The organism is Streptomyces sp. LS-MS-L19 (assembly GCF_058382285.1).
This window is the reverse complement of the sequence record NZ_JBYCLL010000001.1, coordinates 4,342,850-4,364,403: the sequence shown is the minus strand read 5'-3', so window position 1 is coordinate 4,364,403 and position 21,554 is coordinate 4,342,850. Positions and strand designations below refer to the sequence as shown.

General features: G+C 69.3%; 19 protein-coding genes and 1 pseudogene. 9 read left to right on the top strand and 11 right to left on the bottom strand.

The annotated features are described in order from the left end of the window. Positions 1 to 414 precede the first annotated feature (414 nt). Both AC2XR2_RS19465 and AC2XR2_RS19460 read left to right on the top strand, forming a co-directional pair. On the top strand, positions 415 to 1,863 hold the full coding sequence (locus AC2XR2_RS19465; RefSeq protein ID WP_491515810.1) for a carotenoid oxygenase family protein: 1,449 nt from the start codon (positions 415 to 417) through the stop codon (positions 1,861 to 1,863). A 228-nt stretch (positions 1,864 to 2,091) separates the two neighbouring features. Further along, entirely contained in the window at positions 2,092 to 2,658 is a 567-nt protein-coding gene (locus AC2XR2_RS19460) for a TetR/AcrR family transcriptional regulator (RefSeq protein ID WP_491515809.1), read from the top strand. Positions 2,659 to 2,712: 54 nt separating this feature from the next. Here the strand turns inward: AC2XR2_RS19460 and AC2XR2_RS19455 are convergent, their stop codons facing one another. The 8 genes from AC2XR2_RS19455 to AC2XR2_RS19420 form a co-directional block, all read right to left on the bottom strand. Beyond that, a complete protein-coding gene (locus AC2XR2_RS19455; protein ID WP_491515808.1) occupies positions 2,713 to 3,498 on the bottom strand; it encodes an enoyl-CoA hydratase/isomerase family protein in 786 nt (261 codons plus the stop codon). A gap of 37 nt (positions 3,499 to 3,535) precedes the next feature. Beyond that, positions 3,536 to 4,210 carry a GntR family transcriptional regulator gene (locus AC2XR2_RS19450; protein ID WP_491515807.1) on the bottom strand — a complete coding sequence of 225 codons (675 nt, stop codon included), beginning with the start codon at positions 4,208 to 4,210 and terminating at the stop codon, positions 3,536 to 3,538. Between the two features lie 82 nt (positions 4,211 to 4,292). Further along, positions 4,293 to 4,976: an RraA family protein gene (locus AC2XR2_RS19445; protein WP_491515806.1), complete on the bottom strand. Its 684-nt coding sequence runs from the start codon at positions 4,974 to 4,976 to the stop codon at positions 4,293 to 4,295. Then, a complete protein-coding gene (locus AC2XR2_RS19440; protein WP_491515805.1) occupies positions 4,976 to 5,683 on the bottom strand; it encodes an RraA family protein in 708 nt (235 codons plus the stop codon). Before AC2XR2_RS19440 ends, AC2XR2_RS19445 begins: the two co-directional genes overlap by 1 nt. Then, positions 5,680 to 6,663 (bottom strand): DODA-type extradiol aromatic ring-opening family dioxygenase, encoded by a 984-nt coding sequence (locus AC2XR2_RS19435; RefSeq protein ID WP_491515804.1) that lies wholly within the window; start codon positions 6,661 to 6,663, stop codon positions 5,680 to 5,682. The genes AC2XR2_RS19440 and AC2XR2_RS19435 overlap by 4 nt, the downstream gene beginning before the upstream one ends. A 15-nt stretch (positions 6,664 to 6,678) precedes the next feature. Then, positions 6,679 to 7,650 carry an amidohydrolase family protein gene (locus AC2XR2_RS19430; RefSeq protein WP_491515803.1) on the bottom strand — a complete coding sequence of 324 codons (972 nt, stop codon included), beginning with the start codon at positions 7,648 to 7,650 and terminating at the stop codon, positions 6,679 to 6,681. Next, entirely contained in the window at positions 7,647 to 8,063 is a 417-nt protein-coding gene (locus tag AC2XR2_RS19425; RefSeq protein WP_491515802.1) for a RidA family protein, read from the bottom strand. The genes AC2XR2_RS19430 and AC2XR2_RS19425 overlap by 4 nt, the downstream gene beginning before the upstream one ends. A gap of 22 nt (positions 8,064 to 8,085) precedes the next feature. Continuing rightward, positions 8,086 to 8,691: an RraA family protein gene (locus AC2XR2_RS19420; protein ID WP_491515801.1), complete on the bottom strand. Its 606-nt coding sequence runs from the start codon at positions 8,689 to 8,691 to the stop codon at positions 8,086 to 8,088. 162 nt (positions 8,692 to 8,853) lie between these two features. On the opposite strand from AC2XR2_RS19420, the gene AC2XR2_RS19415 reads away from it, so the two are divergent. The 4 genes from AC2XR2_RS19415 to AC2XR2_RS19400 all read left to right on the top strand — a co-directional run bounded on the left by AC2XR2_RS19415 (position 8,854) and on the right by AC2XR2_RS19400 (position 14,519). Continuing rightward, complete coding sequence (locus AC2XR2_RS19415; RefSeq protein WP_491515800.1) at positions 8,854 to 10,650, top strand: FAD-dependent monooxygenase; 1,797 nt, start codon at positions 8,854 to 8,856, stop codon at positions 10,648 to 10,650. A 63-nt stretch (positions 10,651 to 10,713) separates the two neighbouring features. Next, positions 10,714 to 12,315 (top strand): acyl-CoA synthetase, encoded by a 1,602-nt coding sequence (locus AC2XR2_RS19410; RefSeq protein ID WP_491515799.1) that lies wholly within the window; start codon positions 10,714 to 10,716, stop codon positions 12,313 to 12,315. A gap of 222 nt (positions 12,316 to 12,537) precedes the next feature. Beyond that, entirely contained in the window at positions 12,538 to 12,897 is a 360-nt protein-coding gene (locus AC2XR2_RS19405) for a hypothetical protein (protein WP_491515798.1), read from the top strand. Next, positions 12,894 to 14,519 (top strand): sodium/solute symporter, encoded by a 1,626-nt coding sequence (locus tag AC2XR2_RS19400; protein WP_491515797.1) that lies wholly within the window; start codon positions 12,894 to 12,896, stop codon positions 14,517 to 14,519. Before AC2XR2_RS19405 ends, AC2XR2_RS19400 begins: the two co-directional genes overlap by 4 nt. Before the next feature lie 109 nt (positions 14,520 to 14,628). On the opposite strand, the gene AC2XR2_RS19395 is transcribed toward AC2XR2_RS19400, so the two are convergent. Further along, positions 14,629 to 15,213, bottom strand: coding sequence for a TetR/AcrR family transcriptional regulator (locus AC2XR2_RS19395; RefSeq protein ID WP_491515796.1), 585 nt, complete (start codon positions 15,211 to 15,213; stop codon positions 14,629 to 14,631). A 228-nt stretch (positions 15,214 to 15,441) separates the two neighbouring features. On the opposite strand from AC2XR2_RS19395, the gene AC2XR2_RS19390 reads away from it, so the two are divergent. Next, complete coding sequence (locus AC2XR2_RS19390) at positions 15,442 to 16,113, top strand: hypothetical protein (protein ID WP_491515795.1); 672 nt, start codon at positions 15,442 to 15,444, stop codon at positions 16,111 to 16,113. 207 nt (positions 16,114 to 16,320) lie between these two features. Here the strand turns inward: AC2XR2_RS19390 and AC2XR2_RS19385 are convergent, their stop codons facing one another. Then, a complete protein-coding gene (locus AC2XR2_RS19385) occupies positions 16,321 to 17,628 on the bottom strand; it encodes a PucR family transcriptional regulator (protein WP_491515794.1) in 1,308 nt (435 codons plus the stop codon). Between the two features lie 257 nt (positions 17,629 to 17,885). Here AC2XR2_RS19385 and AC2XR2_RS19380 point away from each other — a divergent pair, with 257 nt between their 5' ends. Both AC2XR2_RS19380 and AC2XR2_RS19375 read left to right on the top strand, forming a co-directional pair. Continuing rightward, a complete protein-coding gene (locus AC2XR2_RS19380) occupies positions 17,886 to 19,358 on the top strand; it encodes a carotenoid oxygenase family protein (protein WP_491515793.1) in 1,473 nt (490 codons plus the stop codon). Between the two features lie 238 nt (positions 19,359 to 19,596). After that, positions 19,597 to 21,066: an aldehyde dehydrogenase family protein gene (locus AC2XR2_RS19375; protein WP_491515792.1), complete on the top strand. Its 1,470-nt coding sequence runs from the start codon at positions 19,597 to 19,599 to the stop codon at positions 21,064 to 21,066. Here AC2XR2_RS19375 and AC2XR2_RS19370 read toward each other — a convergent pair. Continuing rightward, positions 21,054 to 21,320 (bottom strand): annotated as a pseudogene (locus tag AC2XR2_RS19370) (hypothetical protein); the annotation flags it as partial. The gene AC2XR2_RS19375 and the pseudogene AC2XR2_RS19370 sit on opposite strands and share 13 nt — an antisense overlap. Positions 21,321 to 21,554 lie beyond the last annotated feature (234 nt).

The window sequence follows — 21,554 nt, the reverse complement described above, 5'->3', positions numbered from 1 at the left end:
GTGAACCTGCTGGGCGGGTGCGGCGCCCCGGGCGCCCTATGACCGGCCCGCCGCAGTAGCGGCGGGCCGGCAGCGCCCGGCACGGCCGCCAGGTCTCGTCCCGCAACTTCGCTGAACGCGGGGGTGCAGGAGGGCAGCACATGGCGTGAATGTGATCCATGCGTCAACGGGTTGCTAATTGATTGGCCTATCAATAAATTGATGGGGACGGGAACGCGGAGCGCCTGGTTGGCTCCCGACCGCATGATCGGCCGCGCCCTTAGAGCGAGCGCGGCGCCGTCGAAACCGCGGGCTGCAGCTGCCCGGGAGCGACCGTCCGTTCGACCTCTGCCTGTACCGGCCGCCACGAAACCGGACGCTCCTGCAGCTGACCGCACCGAGTCACCGAGTCACTCAGTCACGAAGGGAACAGCTATGTGGGACACCGACAATATTTTTCTCAACGGCCCGTTTACCCCCTGGCGCGAGGAGGGCGAGGCGTTCGACCTGGAGGTCGAGGGCGAGATTCCTGCCGGCCTCGACGGGGCCCTCTACCGGGTGGCCCAGAATCAGCACTTCCGGCCGGCCAACCCCGACCGCTACCACCAGTTCGACGGCGACGGCATGGTGCACGCCGTCTTCCTGCGTGACGGCCGCGCCACGTACCGCAACCGGTACGTCCAGACCGCCGGGCTGAAGCTGGAGATGCAGGAGGGCCGGGCCCTCTTCACCAGCGTGATCAACGGCGGGGGCGAGCCGCTGAAACTGGAGGAGGGGCGCCCGCCGTTCAAGAACTCCGGCAACACCCACGTCACTCTGTTCAACGACCGACTGCTGGTGTTCGCCGAGGTGGATGTTCCGCACGAACTGCGGCCCGACACACTGGAGACCGTGGGCACCTACGACTTCCACGGCAAGGTGTCCGGACCGGTCACCGCCCACTGGAAGATCGACCCCGACAACGGCGACATGCTCTTCTACGGTTCCATGGGCGGGCAGATCACCTGGTACCGCGCAGACAAACACGGCAACCTGCTGGACAGCTTCAAGTTCGACCTGGGCGCGCCCTCCTTCGTCCACGACTACGCCGTCACCAAGAACTACGCCATCTTCTGCCTCAGCCCGCAGCTCTTCGATCCCACGTCGCTGTTCCAGGGAAACCCGTCCGTGGTCTGGGACACCGACGCCGTGCCGGTCAGCAAGTTCGCGGTCATGCACCGCGCGACCGGCAAGGTGACGTGGTTCGAGGCCGACGAGCCGTTCCAGACGACGCACTACTACAACGCCTACGAAGACGGCCAGACGGTCGTCGTCGACGCCCACCGCACCGTGACCCGTCTCGGCCACCTGAGGTCCGAACTCACCGATCCCACGGTCGGTCGCGACTTCAACGAGTGGTTCACCAAGGCGCGGACCGTTCCCACCCGCTGGAGGCTGGACCTCGCCACGGGCCGCCTCAGTGAGAACGCGCACACCGACGTCACCGGTGACTTCCCCCGTGTCAACGACGAGCGCACCACTCTGGAGCACCGCTTCCAATACATGGTCACCATGCTCGACAAGGGTGACTGGCTCTTCGACGGTCTGGCCAAGCACGACATCGCACGCGACCACACCGACATCAAGGTCATCGACGGGCTCGAGGCGCCCAGCGAGGTCGTCTTCGTCCCGCGCGAAGGCGCCACGTCCGAGGACGACGGATGGCTGCTGAGCATGTGGTGGGACCCGGCCGAGGACCGCACTGAGGTCATCATCCAGGACGCCCAGGACTTCACCGGGGCGCCCGTCGCGCGGATCAAGCTCAACCACCGCGTCCCCCTCGGATTCCACGGCAGCTGGGTGCCCGCGTCCGAGATCGAGGCCGCCCTGCGCAGCGGCGAGTAGGGCTCGGTACCCGTCGCGACGGGCCGAGTCAGCAGCCCGCTCCGTCGGCCTCACGCCGACCGGGCGGGCACTCCTCTCGGGTACTTGCACCGTGTGCGCCCGACCTGGGCGGGCACAGTGCAAGGACCCCTTAGGCGGAGGTCGGCCGGGAGCGGTCGGCGCACTCGCCTATGTACTATTCGATGGATCGAGCGACAATCTTGTCCTTGCGGATCGGAGCAGCCAGGAGTGGCCAGGCGACAGACGGCGGAACAGCGCCGCGAGGACCTGATCGAAGCGGCGATCACCGAGTTCGCCCGGCATGGCTACGGTGATGCGCGAACCGCCGACATCGCGAAGAGGGCCGGGGTCTCGCAGCCCTACGTCTACGCGCTGTTCCCCGACAAGCAGGCACTGTTCGTCGCGTGCTACGAGCGGGTCGTGGAGCGCATGCGGTCGACGATGCTGCAGGCGCGAGAGCAGACGCGGCCGGGCGGCAGTTTCGAGACGCAGTTGGAGTTGCTCCACCGGCAAAAGGTCGAGGAACGTCCGGACCAGGCGCTCTTCCAGCTTCGGGCGCTGACGGTGACCGACGAGGAAGTGCGCCGTGTCGTGCGCGCGGGGTACATGCGACTCGTCGACGAAGGCGTCCGGCTGCGCGGCGTGCAGCGGCAGTACGTCCTCAGCTACATGGCACGCGCGATCCTGGACAGCATCTCGCTCCTCCTCGACGTGCCGTCCGAGTACCGGCTCGATCTCCTCCCCGAGGGTCACGCCAGCAACCGGCAACCGACGTCGCCCGCCGAGGGCGCGTAGCCGTGACCTGAGCGCGGTGGCCCCCAGCGGCACCGGACGCGAAGGCGCGCGTCCTCAGGCCGCCGGCCTTCCGTTCCCGCCCTTGCCGCCACTGGATGCGAAGGACTCGACCAGCGCAGTGGCCTCGGCCCCACCCATCGCCCGGGCGATCACGCGGGCTTCCTCACGGCCTGCCTGCTCCCGGGTCAGCTGCCCGGAGCGCAGGAGTCGTCTGGTCTCTCCCAGGGCGTGCGCCGGTCCCGCCGCGAGCCGCTCGCCGAGTTGCAGAGCCCGAGCGTCCACGGATGCGCCGTCCACCACCTCGGTGACCAGCCCCCACTCCCGGCCCTCCGCCGCGGAGAGCACGCGGCCGGTCAGGGCGAGTTCGAGTGCGCGTTGCTGACCTATCGCCCGGGGAAGGAGGTAGGACACTCCGCAGTCGGGCGTCAGCCCGACGTCCGCGTAGGCCAGGAGGAACTTGGTGGAGGCGGCCGATACGATGACGTCGCAGCTCAGCATCAGGGCCAGCCCCGCGCCCGCCACGGCTCCCCGCACCGCCGCGACGACCGGTTTCGACAACCTGCCCAGCCGCTGGAACACATCGTCAAGCGCAAGGGCCAGCTCCTCCACATAGACCGCCCGGTCGGGCGCGGCGGCCATCGCCGCCACGTCGCCTCCGGCACAGAACCGCCTGCCCTCGCCGAGCACGACGACCGCACGCACATCGGACGCGGCTGCCCGGTCGACAGCCGCGCCCAGGGCGTGTGCGGTCGACAGATCGATGGCGTTCGCCCTGGCCGGCCTGGAGAGTACGATCCGGGCCACGCCTTGCTCGCATGTGTAGCGGACGGGGTCCGTCACGGGATGCACCTTTCTCGGTTACCGGGCGGCCGCTGTCTCAGGCTCTTCGGCGGGACAGACCCGCCCTGGCTCCGACCCCCGTACTGTCCCGGTGGTCGCGGATGCCCTTGAGCAGGCGGGCGCGGCTGCGGGCGGCCAGCGCCTTCAGGATGCGCTCGTGCTGCGCGACCGTCCGCTTCCTGTGGTCCCGCGTCGCATAGTCGATCGCGATGAACGCGTCTGCCAGCATCCACAGCCGCCGTACCTCGTCGAGCACGAGTTTCAGCGGGGAAAGGCCGAAGATGCGCAGGTGGAACTCGTGGTTGAGGCTCACCATGTCCACCCACTCGGGCTCGTCCACCAGCCGTGCCATGTCCTCGTTGAGCGACCGCAGTTCCGCGACGAACTCCTCGGTGGGCCAGTCGATGGTGCGGGCCAGTTCATCCTCAAGGAGCGCGAGCATGAGGCCGATCTGGGCGAGTTCGTCGGGGGTGCGTTTGGTGACGAAGTACCCCTGGTGCGGGCGGTGGGTGAGCAGCCCCTCGCTGGCCAGGATGCTCAGGGCCTCCCGCACCGGAACCCGGCTGATCCCGAGCTGTTCGGCGATCTCCTCCTGGCGGATCTGTTCGCCGGGCAGCAGCCGCCCCTTGAGGACCTGGTTCCGCAGTTCACGAACCGTCCGCTCGGCGCCGGCCCCTTCTTTCACGAGAGCACGCCGGTTGGGGTCAGGCACGCGATCACTCCTGAAGGTTGTATCCAATCCTGCAGGCAGTATAGGAACCACCGTTCGCGGCCTCCGACCGCCCATTGGCCTGTCAGCCGGCGGAGCGGGCCCGGGTCTGGAGCGTGTGATAGCCGGCTTCGGCGCGTGCTGTCGTCAGGGGCGAGCCCTGCTCGACGTCGGCGCGTATCCGGTTCTCGGCGTCCCTTATCTGCCTGGCCACGGCGATCACCTCGTCGGCCCGCGACGCCGGGATCGCCACGACGCCGTCCGCGTCACCGAGCAGCAGGTCGCCCGGCTCCACCCGGACGCCGCCGACGGTGACCGGTACCTGGTAGTCGTCGACGCGGACGCGGTCCTTTCCGGTACGCATCCATCGGCCCCGGCTGTAGACGGGGTAGCCGAGTTCGAGGGCGCGGTCGGAGTCGCGGCACACGCCGTCGATGACGGTGCCGCCGATGCCGCCGCGCGCGGCGGTCGCCGTCAGCAGGTCACCCCAGACCGTGGCGTCCATGCGTCCGGCGTTGTCGAGGACGACGACGGTGCCCGGGTCGAGCTCGTCGATGTAGTCGCCGACGCTGCCGGGGTCGGTGCCGACCGGGACGTAGCGCACGGTGAAGGCCGGTCCGGCGAGACGGAAGCTCCGGTCGAGCGGCATGATGCCCAGACACTGCCCGGCGATGCCGAGACGGTCCAGGGCGTCACTGACGTGACTGGTGTCGAGGTCCCTGAGGGCCTCGACCGCGGTCTGTGCGGCATCCACATCGGTATCGGTCATCAACGGGCTCCCTCTCTGTGCAGCATGGTTTCGTAGTCGTGTGCCATCACCTCGGCCATCGGGCGGCCGGCCCGCACCCGTTCGACCATGGCCCGTTCCTTCGCCGCGATCGCCTCGGCGGTGGCCAGTACCTGGTCGGCGTGCGCGGCCGGGACGAACACGACACCACTGGCGTCGGCGATGACCAGGTCGCCCGGGTACACGGGGACGTCGGCGATGTCGACGGGCACGTTCCAGGCCCGCTCGACCACCCGGCCACGGGCGGTGAGCGGGACTCCCCTCGTCGCGTACAGCGGCAGGTCCAGTTCGCGGGCTTCGTCCACGTCGCGGCAGGCGCCGTGGACGACGACGCCCTCGACTCCGTTGCGCTTGGCGCCGGCCGAGAGCACGCCGCCCCAGCCGGCCACGTGGGTCCTGCCCCGGTGCGCCACCACGATGACGTCGCCGGGCCCTGACGCGTCGACGGCCGCGGTGCCGAGGTGGCGGCCGGCGTGCACCGCGCCGGGGGCGTCGTCGACCAGATCGACGGTGACCGCCCGACCGGCGATACGTCGCCGCGCCGCCAGCGCGGTCAGGCCCAGGGCCGCGCCCGGCAGGCCCATCGAGTCCAGCGCGTCCGAGACCGCGCAGGCATCCAACCGGGCCAGCCGGGCGACCGTCTGGCCCGCGTCAGCCATTCCCGTCAAGGGGTCCGCGGAGTCGTTCATGCCCACAGTCCGAAGGCCAGGCCGATGCCGGTGCCGGCCGGCGTGCGGTAGGCGGGCTGGTAGTCGACCCACTTGGTGGACAGGTGGGCTCCCGCGCCCGCCGCGGTGATCCAGTTGCGGATCTCCGAGGTGCCCGAGTCCATCCGCTGGGCCGGCAGGGCGCGCAGCGTGGTGGAGTCGTGGTCGCTCATGGCGTCCAGGAGCATGCGGTCCAGCTCGGCGTCGACGACGAAGTGGCTGAGCCCGCCGGAGGCCACGACACCCACCCTCGCGTTGCCGGGAGCGGACTCGACGGCCTGCCGCAGTGCCACACCGAGGTCGTAACAACGGGCGGGCGTCGGCTGGTTGGGCTTGAAGTAGGTGTTGAGGAGGATCGGTACGGTCGGGACCGTGTGGCCTTTGAGGAGCCGTCCCGCGACCCAGGCGAAGGCGTGTCCGAAGCCGGTGTCCGGTGCGGTGGAGTCGCTGGAGGAGACGTCGAAGCCCTGGTCGACCAGGCTCTCGATGATGTGCCGGCCCAGCCTGGCGTCAGCCGGGTAGCTTTCCCCGTCCATCCCCAGGAGGCGCTGCACCTCGACGATCTCGGGTCCGAGGCCCATCTCGATGGCATGGTGAGTGGTCATCTCCTCGCCGTGGTAGACGGCGATGGAGGGCAGGTTCTGGTGGGAGAAGAGCTCGTCCTGGTCGTCGCCGACGACGATGACCGCGTCGAGATCGAGGGAGACCAGGTCCTCGGCGAGCCGCGCGATGTCGGCCTGCGACTGCTCGAACTTGCGGTCCCACACTTCGGGCTTCAGCTCGTCCAGCCAGCGGTCTCCCGCCCGCTCGGCGAGTTCGCCGTAGGGCCGGACGACACCGTCGGTGTCGTACAACTCGCTGTTGGCCTTGTCGTGTTCGGCGCGCAGGCTCCACATCTTCTGCGGTTCCATGGCGAGGACGGGACTGTGGGAGGTGCCGGCCACCGCGACGATGTCCGCCATTGTGTCTCCCTCCTCTCAGTCGTTCAGCCGGGTGTAGACCTGACGGGCGTTGCCCTCGAAGACCGCTCGCCGGTCGTCGTCGGACAGGGACGGGATCTTCTCGATCACCGGCTTGAGGTCCTCCAGGCTGCCGCCGCTGCCCGGCCGTTCGGTACCGAACAGGACACGGTCCGCGCCGACCACAGAGAAGAGCAGTTCCAGGGCTTCCTGGGTGTAGAGGCAGGTGTCGAACCAGAACCGCTTCAGGGTCTCCACGAAGGTCTCGCGGTCGCCCGGCTTGGCGGTGACCAGTCCGCGGTCGTGGGCGATCCACCGCCCGAGCTGGTACGGGACCGAGCCGCCGCCGTGCGGCACGATGATCTTCAGGTCGGGGAAGTCGCGGAACACCCCGGCGCGGATCATGCTGTTGATCGCGAGGCTCTCCTCGGTGATGAAGTGCTCGCTGTAGCTCTCGCGCCCGTAGCAGGCGGCAGGATGCAGCAGGGCCGGCACGTCGCGCTCGACGAGCCGTTCGTACAGCGGGTACCAGTACTCGTCGCCCATCACCGGTGTGGTTCCGGCGCCTTCGCTCGGATCGGGGTTGAGGAGAACTCCGACGAACCCCCGCTCCAGGTTCCGGTCCAGTTCCTCGAAGAGTGTGGTGACCGGTTCGCCCGCCACCTGCGGCAGGGCACAGACGCCGCGCAGCCGGTCGGGGAAGGCGGCGACCTGGGTGGCGATGGCGTCGTTGTTCGCCTCGATCCACCAGTGCACGATCTGCCCGGGCCGGGCGGAGTGCTTCAGCACGAAGGGGCGCGGCGAGGTCAACTGCATGTCGGTGCCGACCTCGTCCATCAGCGTGACCTGGCGGCGCGCGGAGTTGATCAGTTCCTCGTCGGTGGCCTTGGACGGGAACCGTCCGTGGTAGGTGCCTGCCGCCTCCAGATAGGTCCACAGACCGTAGAAGGAGTCGGGCGCCACCAGGTGGGCGTGGCTGTCGATGATCACGGATGCTCCTGGAGGGATCGGGCGGCCAGTACGGCGGTGAACTCGCACTGGATGAGTAGAGGTGGTTGCAGCGTCGAGGGCACGGTGTGACGGACCGGCCGGTCGTCCTCGTCGGGGAACATCGCCACCCACTCGGCGTTCAGCGGTGCGCGTGACTGGCCCTCGCCGAGGAAGACGGTGACCTTGGCGATGTCGCCGGTGTCGGCGCCGGCCGCGTCCAGGATGCGGCGGATGTTGGCGAACACTCCGGCCGTCTGGCCCTCCAGGGTGTCGGGGATCTCACCAGTGGTCGGGTCCATGCCGTGCACGGCGCTGGAGGCCAGCAGGTCTCCGACCCGGACCGCGAGTGGGAAGGGGGCGCCGCCGTGGTGCAGTCCGGGCACCCGGATCGCCTGTCTGCGGAACTCGGTCATCGGTCATGCCTCCTTTTCCTGATCACTGCCAGCCGTAGAGGTCGACAGTCCGTTCGCCCGCGCGGATACGACGCATCAGCTCGGCCTCCTTGGCCTCGCGCTCGGCGGCGGACTTGAGCACGGCCTCGACGTCGGCCCGCCGGATCACCACCACTCCGTCCGCGTCACCGACCACCAGGTCGCCCCGGTTCACGAACACCTCGCCGATGCGCACGGGGGCGCCCAGCGACCCGGCACCGGCGAAGTGCTTTCCGGTGCCGCGGATGCACAGGCCTGCGGAGAACACCGGCAGCCCGAGGGCCGCCAGGGCGTCCTGGTCCCGGACACCGCCGTTGATGACCAGGCCGGCCAGCCCTCGCTCGATAGCGGCAGTGCTCAGGATCTCGCCCCAGTAGCCGAACTCCGTCCCACCGCCGACGTCGACCACGAGCACGTCGCCGGGCTCGGCCGCGTACAGGGCGCGGTGGATCCAGAGGTTGTCGCCCGGTGGGCAGGCGACGGGAAAGGCCGGTCCGACGACCCGGGCGCCCGCGAAGGCCGGCCCGATGGCCGACGGCAGGGCTCCGAGGCGGCCTGCCGCCTCGTGCACGGTCGCCGAGGACAGAGCATCGACTGAGGGGTTCCGCATGGTCACGGTATGCCGTCCCTTCGTTGGTCGGCTGATGCGCCCAGCGTAAGTGCATGCAATATTGAATGCAATCTTAGGCGCGCCTTTGTTGTCACTATTGCATTCAATCTCCCCGAGTCCTACGGTCGAACCGACCAGCCCGCTTGGCAAGGGAGCCATTCGATGAGCCGTCATCCTCGCCGTGCGCCGGACGTCCTGATCGTCGGCGGCGGTCCTGCCGGACTCTCCGCCGCCGTGCTACTGGGCCTCAGGGGCGCCGACGTCGTCCTGGTCGAACGGCACCCGGCCGCCTCACGGCTGCCTCGGGCGCATCTGCTCAACCAGCGCACGATGGAGATCTTCACAGAGATGGGCGTGGCCGACGCCGTCTACGATCTCTCGCCACCGGAGGACCGCTGGCACCAGGTGGCGTGGCACACCACGCTCGCGGGAGGGGCCGCGCCCTTGGGGCAGCGGATCGGGTCGCTCCCTGCCTGGGGCGGCGGCCTGGACGCCGAGCGTTACGCCCGCGCCAGCCCGGCCCGCTACGCCAACGTGCCACAGCTCCGCCTGGATCCCGTGCTGCGGGCCCGGGCGGAAGCCGTGTGCGGACGGGAGAACATCCGCTTCCACCACGAGCTGACGGGGCTGTCGCTCTCCGAGGACGGTTCCGGCCAGGGTGCGGTGGCGACCGTGCGCGACCGGGACAGCGACGAGTCCTACGAGGTCCACGCCCGCTACGTCATCGCGGCGGACGGCGGCCGGACCTGCACCGACCTGCTCGGCATCGAGATGGACGGCCCCACGGGGCTGCTCGACATGGTCACCGTGCACGCCACCATGGACCTGTCCGAGTGGATCTCCGACGACCGGACGCTGCTGTACTACTTCCTCAATCCTGACGGCCGGGGTTCGTTCGCCGGTGTCCTGTGCGCCATGGGCCCCGACCGCTGGGGGCGCGAGGCGACCGAGTGGGCAGCGCACGTCGGATACCGCACCAGCGACGACGATCGAAACGACCTGTCGGCGGTCCTCGGCCGAGTCCGCCGCATGCTCGGCGTCCCCGGTCTGGACGTCGAAGTGCACGCGGTCAGTCACTGGGAGTTCGAGGGTGTCGTGGCCCGACGCCAGCGGCAGGGCCCCGTCTTCCTGGTCGGCAACGCGGCCCACCGGCACCCTCCGACCGGCGGACTGGGCCTGAACACGGCGGTCCAGGACGTGCACAACCTGGTCTGGAAGCTCGACGCCGTACTGTCCGGGCAGGCCACCGACGCCCTGCTCGACAGCTACGAGACCGAACGCCGCCCGGTGGGCGAGTTCAACGTCAACCACTGCCTCACCAACGCCGGAGGGCACGCCCGTATAGCCGCGGCGCTCGGTCTGCGGGCCGATCAGAGCGAGTCGGAGGGCTGGGACGCCGTCATCGAGTGGTTCGCGGACACCCCGGAGGGGGACGCCAAGCGTGCCGCGGTCGCCGAGGCGGTCGCGAGCAACGCCGACGACTACAGTCAGCTCGGCGTGGAGCTCGGCTACCACTACGCCGCCGGCGCGCTGGTACCCGACGGCACACCCGCACCGGAGGCGAAGCACCCGCTTCGCGACTACCTGCCGACCACACGCCCCGGCCACCATCTGCCTCACGCCTGGCTCAGCCGTGGCGGTTCTCGTGAGTCGGTACACCAGCTGATCGCCCCGCGCGGCCTCACCCTGCTCGTGGACGCCGAGCACGCCTCCCGATGGGTGGAGGCCGCGCGGTCGGTGGGCGACACCGGGGCGACCGTTCAGGTGAGCGTCATCGGCTCCGGCGCCGAATGGACCGACCCCAGTGGCGCATGGGCCGCCGTCCGCGGAACCGGCAACGGTGGTGCGCTGCTCGTCCGCCCGGATCGGCACATCGCCTGGCGGGCACCCGACTGGTCCGAGGACCGCCCCGCCGAGCTCCGCCGCAGCGTGTGCTCGGTGCTCGGCCTCCAGCCGTGACCCGCTCAGCCAATCCCCGCGGTCCCTCGATGGAGTGACCCCAAGTATCCGACCAGGAGCGGCATGTTCAACGACGAACTCACCAGCCGGATCGCACAGGTCAGAAGCGCCTCACTGGGTGACCTGCTGCGCCGCTCGACCGCCCGTGTTCCCGACAGGACCGCGATCGTCTACCGCGACCTCCGCCAGACCTACGCCGAACTCGACGACACCGTCAACCGCACCGCGAACGCCCTCGCCGCCCGCGGCGTCCGCAAGGGCGACCGGATCGCCCTGCTCAGCCACAACAACCACGCCTACGTGGTTCTCTACTTCGCCCTCGCACGGATCGGCGCGGTGTCCGTTCCGATCAACTTCATGCTGACCGCAGGTGAAGTCGCCTATGTCCTCGCACACTCCGGCTCGACCGGAATCGTCGTCGAGGACGCCCTGCTGCCCGTGGCGGAACAGGCCTTGGAAGACGCTCCGCTCCGGGGCACCGTCACGATCCGCGGCGTGATTCCCGACAGTGGGCGGCCGGCGCCGGTGGGTTGGGAGTCCGCCGAGGACTGGATGGCGTACGACGACCCCTGCGCACCGGACGTCTTCGTCCACGAGGACGACCTGGCCCAGCTGATCTACACCAGCGGCACCGAATCCCGGCCCAAGGGAGCCATGCTGTCCGCGCGCAGTCTGACCGCCCAGTACGTCACCTGCGCCGTGGACGGGGAGATGAGCGGTGACGACATCGAGGTCCACGCCCTGCCCCTCTTCCACTGCGCGCAACTGCACTGCTTCCTCACCCCGGGCATCTACCTGGGCGCCACCAACATCGTGCTGCCCGGAGCCGACCCCGCAACGATCCTGCGCACGGTGGAGGCCGAACGCGCCACCAAGCTGTTCTGCCCGCCGACCGTGTGGATCTCCCTGCTGCGCCACCCGGCCTTCGATCTGCGGGACCTGTCCTCGCTGCGCAAGGGCTACTACGGCGCCTCGATCATGCCGGTGGAGGTGCTGAAGGAGATCGGCGAACGGCTTCCCGGTGTCCGGCTGTTCAACTTCTACGGACAGACCGAGATGTCACCGGTGGCCACCGTCCTCAAGCCGGAGGACCAGGTCCGCAAGGCCGGTTCGGCCGGCCGACCCGGACTGAACGTCGAAACACTGGTCGTCGACGAGGAGAACCGGCCGCTGCCGCCCGGCCAGGTCGGCGAGATCGTGCACCGCAGCCCGCACGCCATGCTCGGCTACTGGAACGACCCGGAGCGCACGGACGCCGCGTTCGCCGACGGCTGGTTCCACAGCGGCGACCTCGGCGTGATGGACAGCGAGGGCTATCTCACCGTCGTCGACCGCAAGAAGGACATGATCAAGAGCGGTGGCGAGAACGTCGCCAGCCGTGAGGTCGAGGAAGTGCTCTACCGGCATCCGGCCGTCGCCGAGACCGCCGTCTTCGGGCTGTCCCACCCGCAGTGGATCGAAGCCGTCACCGCCGCCGTCGTCCTGCGCGAGGGGGCCACGGCGACCGCCGAGGAACTGGCCGCCCACTGCCGGGAGCACCTGGCCGGCTTCAAGTCCCCCAAGCACATCGAGTTCGTGCCGCACCTTCCGAAGAACGCCAGCGGCAAGATCCTCAAGCGGGAGCTGCGCCTCAGCGCGCGGGCCCCCTGGATGGCCGATGGGTGACGCACCGTAACCGGTCGTCCCGAGGGACCGACCGGTCGTGAGCGGGCCGAGGCCAACCGCCACGAGCAGGCCCTGCCGTGTCCCGCCCGCCGCCGCGTCGACGTGCTGTTCCCCATGCTCCGCGACGGAGCCTTCCTTGCAGCACCCCATTCCCCTGACCGCCTGACACACAGCAGCCGAACCGCCCGCCCCCGGGCCGAAAAGACAGGGACAGAGCCGAGCATGAGCATGCACTTCGACGCATTCCGGCCCGACCACGGGCGGTCGGATGCGGACACCGAGCCGGTCGGCCTGCATCATCTGCGTACCACGGCGTATCGGCTCCGACGTCGGCTGCTCACGCTCCTCTCAGCCGCGGTTGCCGTCCCCCTCCTGCTCATCGGGGTGCTCGGCGACCGGCTCGCGACGGACCTGGCCGGCGGGTTTACCTGGGGCATGCTGGTCCTCGCCGTCGGTGCCCTGACGATCGTGGCGGCGGCTCTGTGGTACGACCGCGCCTGTCACACCCGTTGCGACCCGCAGGCCGACGCACTACGCGGTCAGAGGCCCGCGTACGGCTCGGGCACCCTGGGGGCGGAGTGAGATCCGGCGAAACCCTGTCGGCCGTCTCGACCTCCGGGAGCGGAATGTTCACGCCGTTGACGGCGCTTCTGCTCGTCGTCATCGCCGCGTTCCTCCTCTGTCTCATCGCGGGAGTGGACAACGACACCGTCGCCGACTTCTTCACCGCCGAACGGTCCCTGTCCGCGACGAGAACCACCCTGGCCCTGTGCGGCGACTACATCCCCATCACCGCTCTGCTCACCGCCACCGCCACCGTCGCCGTCGGGGGATACGACGGGTTGGTCCTCAACCTCTGCACCGTCGCCGGTCTCGCCGTGCTTCTGCTCCTGGCCGAACCGCTCCGCAACATCGGGCACTTCACGCTGGGCGGGATCCTGGAAAGCCGCGTGACGGGTACGGCGAGCAGGGTCGCGGGCACGATGATCACACTGGCCGTGTGTCTGCCACTGGTGGTCGTACAGCTCATCGTGGCGGGCGACGCCACCGCGTACGTCCTGGGCGTGGATCGTCCGGACGCGGCTCAGGCCTGCACAGCTCTCCTCGGAGTGCTGATCGTGTCCTTCACCGCGTTCGGTGGCATGCGCGGAAACAGCATGATCCAGATAGGCAAGGTGGGCCTCCTCTTCACCACTGCTGTGACCCTGAGCTGTGTCGCCCTGAGCCGCTCCGGCTGGGACCTCGGCACCCTGGTCGACACCGCAGCCGCACAGAGCCGGGCGAAGGACTCCTTCTACGCCCCCGGCCTGCTGTTCGGGGACGGGACGAAGGGCGGACTGGACTTCGTCTCGTTGTGCGTCACCCTCGTCCTGGGCTCCGCGGCCCTGCCCCACATAGTGATGCGGGTGAGCGCCTCCCGGAACGGGCCCGCCGCCAGGCGAGCCACCCGTTCCGCCGTCGTCGTTGTCGCTGTGTTCTACGCCGCGATGACGATCACCGGGTTGAGCGCCGTGGCGACGGTGGGCGTTCGCGCCCTGACCGCTGATGATCCCCAAGGCAACACCGCGCTGTTCCTCCTCGCCGACGCCCTCTCCGGGAGCGGCGGAGAGCTGCTGCTCACCGTGGTCGCCTGTGCCGTGTTCATCACCGCACTCGCCACCGTGGCGGGAGTCACGCTCGCCGCCGCGGCTTCGCTGGCGCACGATCTCTACGCGCACTTGGCCCGTCGTGGGGTCCGCGCCGAACAACGCGAGGTGAGCGTGGCGCGTGCGTCGGTGATGGTGTTCGGCCTGGTCAGCGTGTATCTGTCGGTGGCGCTCCACCAGTGGAGCATCCTGCCCCTGAGCACGTTCGCCATCAGCCTGTCCGCCTCGGCGGCCCTCCCCGCGGTGCTCTACAGCCTGTTCTGGAAGGGGTTAACCCGGACCGGGCTGCTGTGGACTGTCTACGGGTCGCTGGTGAGCTGCGTGCTCCTGCAGGTCTTCGGCCCGACCGTCTCCGGCGGTGGCCCGCTCTCGCTCCTCCCGGAGTGGGACTTCCACTGGTTCCCCTTGCAGAACATCGGTCTGGCCTCCATCCCTCTCGGATTTCTCCTCGGCTGGGTGGGCAGCCTGCTCAGCCGCCGCTCTCCGGCTCAGAGGCGTCGCTACGCCGAGACACGAACCGCGTTGCTCATCGGACGGGACGGCACCCACTCGGTCTGAGCACCCGACGCGCGCACGGCCGGCGCCCGGCCTCAGCCGACCGGCCGCCGTTACGGGACTTCGAACGAGCTGATGCCGATCACCGTCCCGGTACGGCGCTCGGCGCCTGTCATGAAGTCGGAAGCCAGGGTGCCAGTGCGGTGTCGACCACGTTGATCACGAGGTCTCCGTCGAGGCGCACGCCGAGCATGAAGCGCTGGAAGAACAGCGGCCCGAGGACGTGGGAGGCCAGGTCCACGGCGTGTTCCTCGATGCCGGGGCGGAACTCGCCCCGTTTCACGGCTGCGGCCAGCGCCTCGGCTACGAGCTGGTCGGTGCGGCCGAACATGGTTTCACGGATGCGCCGTACGTCCTCGTCGCGTTCGGCTCGTTCGATGATGGTGGAGATGACGGAGACGGTGACGGACTGGTTGAGCCACTCGGCCTGCTGCTGGAGCTGGGTGACTAGCTGATCGCGAAAGGGACCGTCGTCAAAGGTGAGCACTGGGCGGGCGTCGTTGGCGAGCGCGTCGAAGAGAAGGCTCTGCTGGTCGGGCCAGTGCCGGTAGACGGTGGCGCGGCCCACTGCGGCCCGCTGGGCGACGGCGGCATGGGTGACACGTTCGGGACCGCCTTCGACGAGGAGCTCGGTGGCGGCGGCCAGGGCGGCGGTGCGGCTGCGGTGGGCGCGAGGGTCGAGGGTGTTCCGGGACATCGAAGCATGCCCTCCAAGGCGACCTGAGAGATGACGAAACCTTCCGATACATACTGTCTCACAGCTGTGGCGCGGTGCGCCTTTGTGGGGGCGGTCGTTCGGCTTGTGGTGTCTCTTGGTCCGGCGTCGCGGGCTTCTCGCAACCATTTGTGAGACAGGTTGATTCACAACTCTTCTTTGAGGCAAGCTGTCTCACAGATGCAGGGATCGAGTCCCGAAGGAGACATCATGACCAAGAACGAGAACGCCATCGCCCTCCGCTTCGCCGACCGCGCCACCGCCTACCAGGCCCTCAGCGAGCTGAAGCATCTCTCCTCCGTAACCACCGACGTCCGAGGCGCGGTCCTGATCGAGCGCCTCGAGGACGGCACCGTCCGCGTCCCCGAGGGCCTGGAGACCGAGGTTGGCCGCAACACCGCCGTGGGCGGACTGGTCGGTTCGCTGGTGGGCATCCTCGGCGGCCCGCTCGGAGTGCTGACGGGATGGGGCGTCGGTGCGGTGATCGGCAGCGGCTACGACTACAAGCGGGTCGCCGAGGCCGCCAGCGCAGTCGGCGCCTTCACCCTGCACGTTCCGCCGGGTGCCACGGCCATCCTGGCGGAGGTCCACGAGTCCGACCCCGAGGCGCTCGACGTGCTGGCGATGCGCTACGACGCGGTACTGGAGCGCCGCCCGGCCAACTCCGTGCGGGATGAACTGAAGGCCATGGAGGAGGCCGCGGACAGTATTCGCAAGGAAGAGACGAAGGCGAGGCGGGAGCAGAAGCGCGCCGAGGTCACCCAGAAGCTGGCCCAGCGGTTCGGCGGACGAGGCAAGGAAAGCGAGGCGCCTGCGGCGGCAGCCGGGGTGCAAGAGGACGGGGCAGCGGACACGGCACCGGAGAAGACGCTCGTCGTCTGACCGGCGAGCGCACCGAAGACGCGGGGCAGAGACCACCTTTGGCGGTCATCTCTCCCTGCCCCGCCCGGCCGGGACGGGTAGGTCGGCCCGTCCCGGCCGCCGCCGACACTCACACGGAATCGGAACGGGATCACAGTCCAAGAGGTGCCTCTCCGCTTTCCGCGCCCACCGCCTCTTCCGCGGGACCGTCCTGCGCGGCGCCGTGGCTCAATGCATGGCAACGCCGTACTCGTCCGGCAACCGGGCAGTGAGCTCCAGGGCCAGCCTCAGTGCCAGTTCGTCATGGTCCAGTTCTCGGCCGAGCAGCTCTTCGGCTCGTTTCACGCGATAGGCCACCGTGGTGGGCGCGACATGCAGTCGCTGGGCGGCAATCGTCCGGCTGCGACCGAAGGCCAGAAACAGCCTCAGGGTCTCTCGGAGCTCCGCCGTCTTCGGGTCCGTGCCGGCCAGTGCGCCCAGGTGGTCCTCGACGAACCAGCGTGCCTGCTCCCGCCGTGCGCTGAGCAGCGACACCACCGACACTTCGGCGTAGTCGAACACATGACCTTCGACGCCCGCCCGAGCGAGGCTTTCAGCCTCCCTGGCACGCAGGTGACTGCGCCGGAATCCTTCCCTGCCGTGGCCGAAAGAGCCCACTGCCGCACGGAGGTCGGGCGGCAGCACCTCCTTCATCAGTGCCACCGCGTCGTGCGGCGGGGCCTCCTTCCACGACAGCCATGCCCACAAGGCGGACTCGTCGCCCGGCACCATCAGGAGATTCGGCGCCGAGAGAGTCTGGGCCATCGACGTGGCCACTCGCCGCAGGCGGTCGAGCGCGGTGGGAGATTGCGTGGTGTTGTCGTCCACGGCCCACAGCACCACAGCACAGTGCTGGTGTCTCAGGCGGACCCCCAGAACGTCCTCCGCCTGCGTGGCATGGACCGGATGGCCGGCCAGGATCTCATCGATCATTCTGCGGCGAACGGCGACCACGCTGCCCAGCCAGCGCTGTCGCTCCGCCTCGTACTCGGAAGTGGCGCTTTGGGTGAGGGCGTCCAGGTAGGCGAATGTCAGGTCGGTCACACGTCGCGTGGTGCTTGCCCACTGATCCTGCTCAACCGTTCGTTCCAACGCCTCCAGCAGGGCCTCGTACGTCTGGACATGAGAGGTCCACATCATCCTCAGCAACCGATCCAACGGGATCTCCAGACGCACGAGGTCCCGGACGCCGGTCATCTGCTCGAGCGGAACCATGATCCGCGTGGCCGGCAGGTCCTGCCTAAGGCCACGGAGCACGGTCAGCACACACGATTCGCACACCGCGCGCAGTTGCTCGCGCGGAGCGCGGAGCCTGTCCAGGCCGGTGATCTGCTCCAGGACCTTGTCGGTGGCGCGGGCAGCGATCTCGGTCGCCCACAGCACGGGCGCATGTCCCAGTTCCGCCTCTGCCACGGCCACCGTGGCAGGCGCACTGCACGGGACCAGAGAGCGAGACTCCTCACTCGGGCGCAGGCCCATCAGCCAGTCGTTCGGCACCAATGGCTCCTCACATGCACGTACGGGGCTCCCCTGAGGCGGCGGATCTCAGCCGCCTTCGCCCGTCCCGATGTGACCTTAGTCGGGTCATGGACGGGCGTCCCGATCCGTCTGCCCGCGGCACGACAAGTGCCCCGGCACTTCTTGTCGCCAGGAGGCAAGAGAACAGCGCATCCGCTCGTCTGTACTGGTGGTCACAGCACCACCCCCCAGAGTCCGGTGCCGTGCGCCGGGCTCGAGCCCCTGGGAGCCGCACGATGACCAAACCCTTTCCCCGCAGCCCGCAGATGTCCGGCTGGGAGGCGCCGCAGCGCTTCGAGGGAGACATCTACGACCTGGAGATCGAAGGCGAGGTCCCGACGGACCTCGACGGGGCGTTCTTCCGCGTCGCGCCCGATCCGCAGTACCCGCCCCGGCTCGGCGACGACATCTTCTTCAACGGAGACGGCTCCGTCAGCTCCTTCCGTATCAAGGACGGGCACATCGACTTCAAGACGCGCTACGTCCACACTCCCCGTTATCTGCGGGAGCGTGAAGCACGCCAGTCGCTGTTCGGCGCCTACCGCAACCCGTACACCGATGATCCCAGCGTCGCCGGCCTGAGCAGGACGACCGGCAACACCAACGTCGTGATGCACGACGGCCTGCTGTGGGCGCTGAAGGAGGACAGCCTGCCGGTGGGCATGGACCCGGAGACGCTGGAGACGGTCGGTCTGTCCGACTTCGCCGGGCAGGTCAAGAGCCGGACCTTCACCGCGCACCCCAAGTTCGACCCCGAGACCGGCGACATGTTCTGCTTCGGCTACGCGGCCAAGGGCGAGGCGACGTCGGACGTGGCCTACTACGTGATCGATCCGTCGGGCAAGGTCAAGCACGAGGTCTGGTTCAAGTCCCCGTACCCCGGCATGATCCACGACATGGCCCTGACCGAGAACTACGTCATCTTCCCGGTCGCCCCGCTGGCCAGCGACCTGGACAGGATCAAGAACGGCGGCATCCACTGGCAGTGGGACTCCAGCCTGGACGTCCTGTTCGGCGTCATCCCGAGGCTGGGCGGCCCCGAGGACGTCCGCTGGTTCCGGAGCCCCAACGCGTTTCCCGGACACACCCTCAACGCCTTCGAGGACCGCGGCAAGATCTACTACGACGTGCCGCTGCTCGATGACAACGCCTTCCACTTCTTCCCGGACGCCAACGGGTACGCCCCTCACCCCGCCTCGCTCAAGGGCGCGGTCATGCGGGTGGAGATCGACCCGAAGCGCAGCGACCTGCGCGCACAGGCCGAGGTCCTGACGCCGACGATGGCCGACTTCCCGGCCGTCGACGACCGCTATCTGACGACGGCGTACCGGCACGCGTTCCTCATCGGCATCGACCCCTCGGCCATGCCGGACCTCGCCGCCTTGAAGGCCGCGCCGTTCAACGGGCCGTTCAACGCCTTCCTGCACGTCGACGCGCACAGCGGCGACGTCAAGAAGATGTGGGGCCCCGGACGGATGGGCGGCGTCCAGGAGCCGGTCTTCGTCTCCCGCGGCCCCGGTGCGCCCGAGGGAGACGGCTATCTGATCGCTCTGGTGAACCGGTACGACGAAATCCGGTCCGATCTCGTCATCCTCGACACCGCGGACATCGCGGCCGGCCCCGTGGCCACGGCGCGACTTCCCTTCAGGATGAAGAACGCCCTGCACGGCAGCTGGGCATCCGCCGAAGAGTTCACGCGCTCTCGGTGAGGTCGTCCATGCGGCGTGGCCGGTGCCGGGGACGCCCGGGCACGCCGCTGCTCTCCGGCCGACCCCGGCACCTGGACCCCGGAAGACGCCGACTCCTCGAAGAAAATCCCCCGTGTTGCGCTGGGCAGCACCGGGTTCTGGACCAAGCCCAACGGATGACAGACCGGCTACTCGGCAGGCCGAGCAGATGCCGGCACGACTCCTTAGCGACACGACCCACTATTGGAAAAGGACCGTCATGACTCTTTTGGACAGCAGTACTTGGGAAGGCCGGATCTTCTCCGGCTCGGGTGAGTGGATCAGCGGTTCGGGTGAGGAGTTCGACGCTGTCGAGCCCGCCACCGGCAAGGTGCTGGGGCGTGTCGGCTGCGCCACGCCGGGCGACGTGGGCAAGGCGGTGGAGCGGGCGGTGCTGGCCCAGCGGGAGTGGGCCGCGCGGCCGTATTCCGATCGTGCCGCGGTGCTGCGTCGTGCCGCGCGGCTGTTCGAGGAGCACCAGGAGGAGATCGCGACCTGGCTGGTGCGGGAGGCCGGCACCGTCCGGTCGTTCGCCACTCTGCAGGTCATCCTCGGCGGTGCGGAAGAGTGCCACGAGGCCGCCGCCCTGGCCGCGGCGCCCTACGGTGAGGTGCTGCGCTCGCAGCTGGAGCGGCTGTCGTTCGCCCGGCGGGTGCCGGTCGGGGTGGTCGGCGTGATCGCTCCGTTCAACGTGCCGATCCCCCTGGCGATGCGGGCGATCGCCCCGGCCCTCGCCCTCGGCAACGCGGTCGTCGTCAAGCCCGACCCGCGCACCGCGGTCAGCGGCGGAATCGCCTTCGCCCGGATCTTCGAGGAGGCGGGGCTGCCTCCCGGTCTGCTGCACGTGCTGCCCGGTGGCGCGGACGTCGGTGCCGCCGTCGTGGAGCACCCGCAGGTCCCCGTCATCGCGTTCACCGGTTCCACCCGGGCCGGCCGCGCCATCGGAGTCGCCGCGGCCAACCACCTCAAGCGCGTCCACCTGGAACTCGGCGGGAACTCCGCCCTCATCATCCTGGACGACGCCGACCTGGAGAAGGCCGCCTCGGTGGGCGCCTGGGGAACCTTCGCCCACGCCGGCCAGCAGTGCATGGCCACCGGCCGCCATCTGGTCCACGCCTCCATCGTGGACGAGTACGCCGCCCTGCTCGCCCAGCACGCCGACGCTCTCCTGGTCGGTGACCCGGCCACCGAGGACGTCGCCCTCGGGCCGATCATCGATGCCGGGCAGCGCGACAACGTGCACCGCATCGTCACGGAGTCGGTCGAGGCCGGGGCGCGGCTGGCCGCGGGCGGCACCTACGAGGGTCTGTTCTACCGGCCGACCGTGCTCGCCGACGTACCGCTGACCGCGCCGGCCTACGCCCAGGAGGTCTTCGGGCCGGTCGCTCCCGTCGTCGCGTTCCGGGACCTGGACGAGGCGGCCCGTCTGGCCGCCGGGACCGAGTACGGGCTGTCCCTGGGCATTCTCACCCAGGACGTCATGAAGGGCCTGGCCCTGGCCGAGCGCATCCCCTCCGGCCTGGTCCACATCAACGACCAGACCGTCAACGACGAACCGGTCGTTCCCTTCGGCGGGGTCGGCGACTCCGGCACCGGCTCCCGCCACGGCGGCGCCGCCGCCAACCTCGAAGCCTTCACCGAACAGCAGTGGGTCACCGTACGCGGCGACCTGCCACGCTACCCCTTCTGACACAGCCCTTCTGCCTCGCCGCACTCGGCCCGTTCCGGCACGCCCCGAACCAGGAGCGTTGCGCTGGAACGGGCGAGTCCGGCGAGGCAATCTTCAAAGTTGAGCCGTGCGGAGGTGTCCGCGGGCTCGGCGGGTGTGACACAGCGTGTGCGTAGCCGCTGTTTCTCGCCGTTGCGGAAGCCGAACGCGGCTCGTGCGACGAGCTTGATCACTCGGTTGATGCCCTCGCTCTTGGCGTCGTGATGATCCGCCCCCGCCGAGGAGTTCGCGCACTCTCGCTGATGTCACCCATGCGGCGTGGCCGGTGCCTGGGGCGCCCGGACACGCCGCTGCTCTCCGGCCGACCCCGACACCTGCACCCCGCAAGACGCCGACGCCTGGAAGAAGATCCCCCGTGTTGCGCTGCGTGCCGCAGCGGCGGGTTGTGGATCAAGCCGGGCGGCGGGCAGACCGGACTGCTCGGCGCGGGCGGAGCAGTTGTCAACACA

Coding starts and splice junctions, on each gene's coding strand:
- AC2XR2_RS19395 (WP_491515796.1), bottom strand. CDS start 15,213: ATGTCCCGGAACACCCTCGACCCTCGCGCCCACCGCAGCCGCACCGCC.
- AC2XR2_RS19380 (WP_491515793.1), top strand. CDS start 17,886: ATGACCAAACCCTTTCCCCGCAGCCCGCAGATGTCCGGCTGGGAGGCG.
- AC2XR2_RS19405 (WP_491515798.1), top strand. CDS start 12,538: ATGAGCATGCACTTCGACGCATTCCGGCCCGACCACGGGCGGTCGGAT.
- AC2XR2_RS19390 (WP_491515795.1), top strand. CDS start 15,442: ATGACCAAGAACGAGAACGCCATCGCCCTCCGCTTCGCCGACCGCGCC.
- AC2XR2_RS19415 (WP_491515800.1), top strand. CDS start 8,854: ATGAGCCGTCATCCTCGCCGTGCGCCGGACGTCCTGATCGTCGGCGGC.
- AC2XR2_RS19375 (WP_491515792.1), top strand. CDS start 19,597: ATGACTCTTTTGGACAGCAGTACTTGGGAAGGCCGGATCTTCTCCGGC.
- AC2XR2_RS19425 (WP_491515802.1), bottom strand. CDS start 8,063: ATGACCGAGTTCCGCAGACAGGCGATCCGGGTGCCCGGACTGCACCAC.
- AC2XR2_RS19420 (WP_491515801.1), bottom strand. CDS start 8,691: ATGCGGAACCCCTCAGTCGATGCTCTGTCCTCGGCGACCGTGCACGAG.
- AC2XR2_RS19445 (WP_491515806.1), bottom strand. CDS start 4,976: ATGACCGATACCGATGTGGATGCCGCACAGACCGCGGTCGAGGCCCTC.
- AC2XR2_RS19465 (WP_491515810.1), top strand. CDS start 415: ATGTGGGACACCGACAATATTTTTCTCAACGGCCCGTTTACCCCCTGG.
- AC2XR2_RS19435 (WP_491515804.1), bottom strand. CDS start 6,663: ATGGCGGACATCGTCGCGGTGGCCGGCACCTCCCACAGTCCCGTCCTC.
- AC2XR2_RS19410 (WP_491515799.1), top strand. CDS start 10,714: ATGTTCAACGACGAACTCACCAGCCGGATCGCACAGGTCAGAAGCGCC.
- AC2XR2_RS19440 (WP_491515805.1), bottom strand. CDS start 5,683: ATGAACGACTCCGCGGACCCCTTGACGGGAATGGCTGACGCGGGCCAG.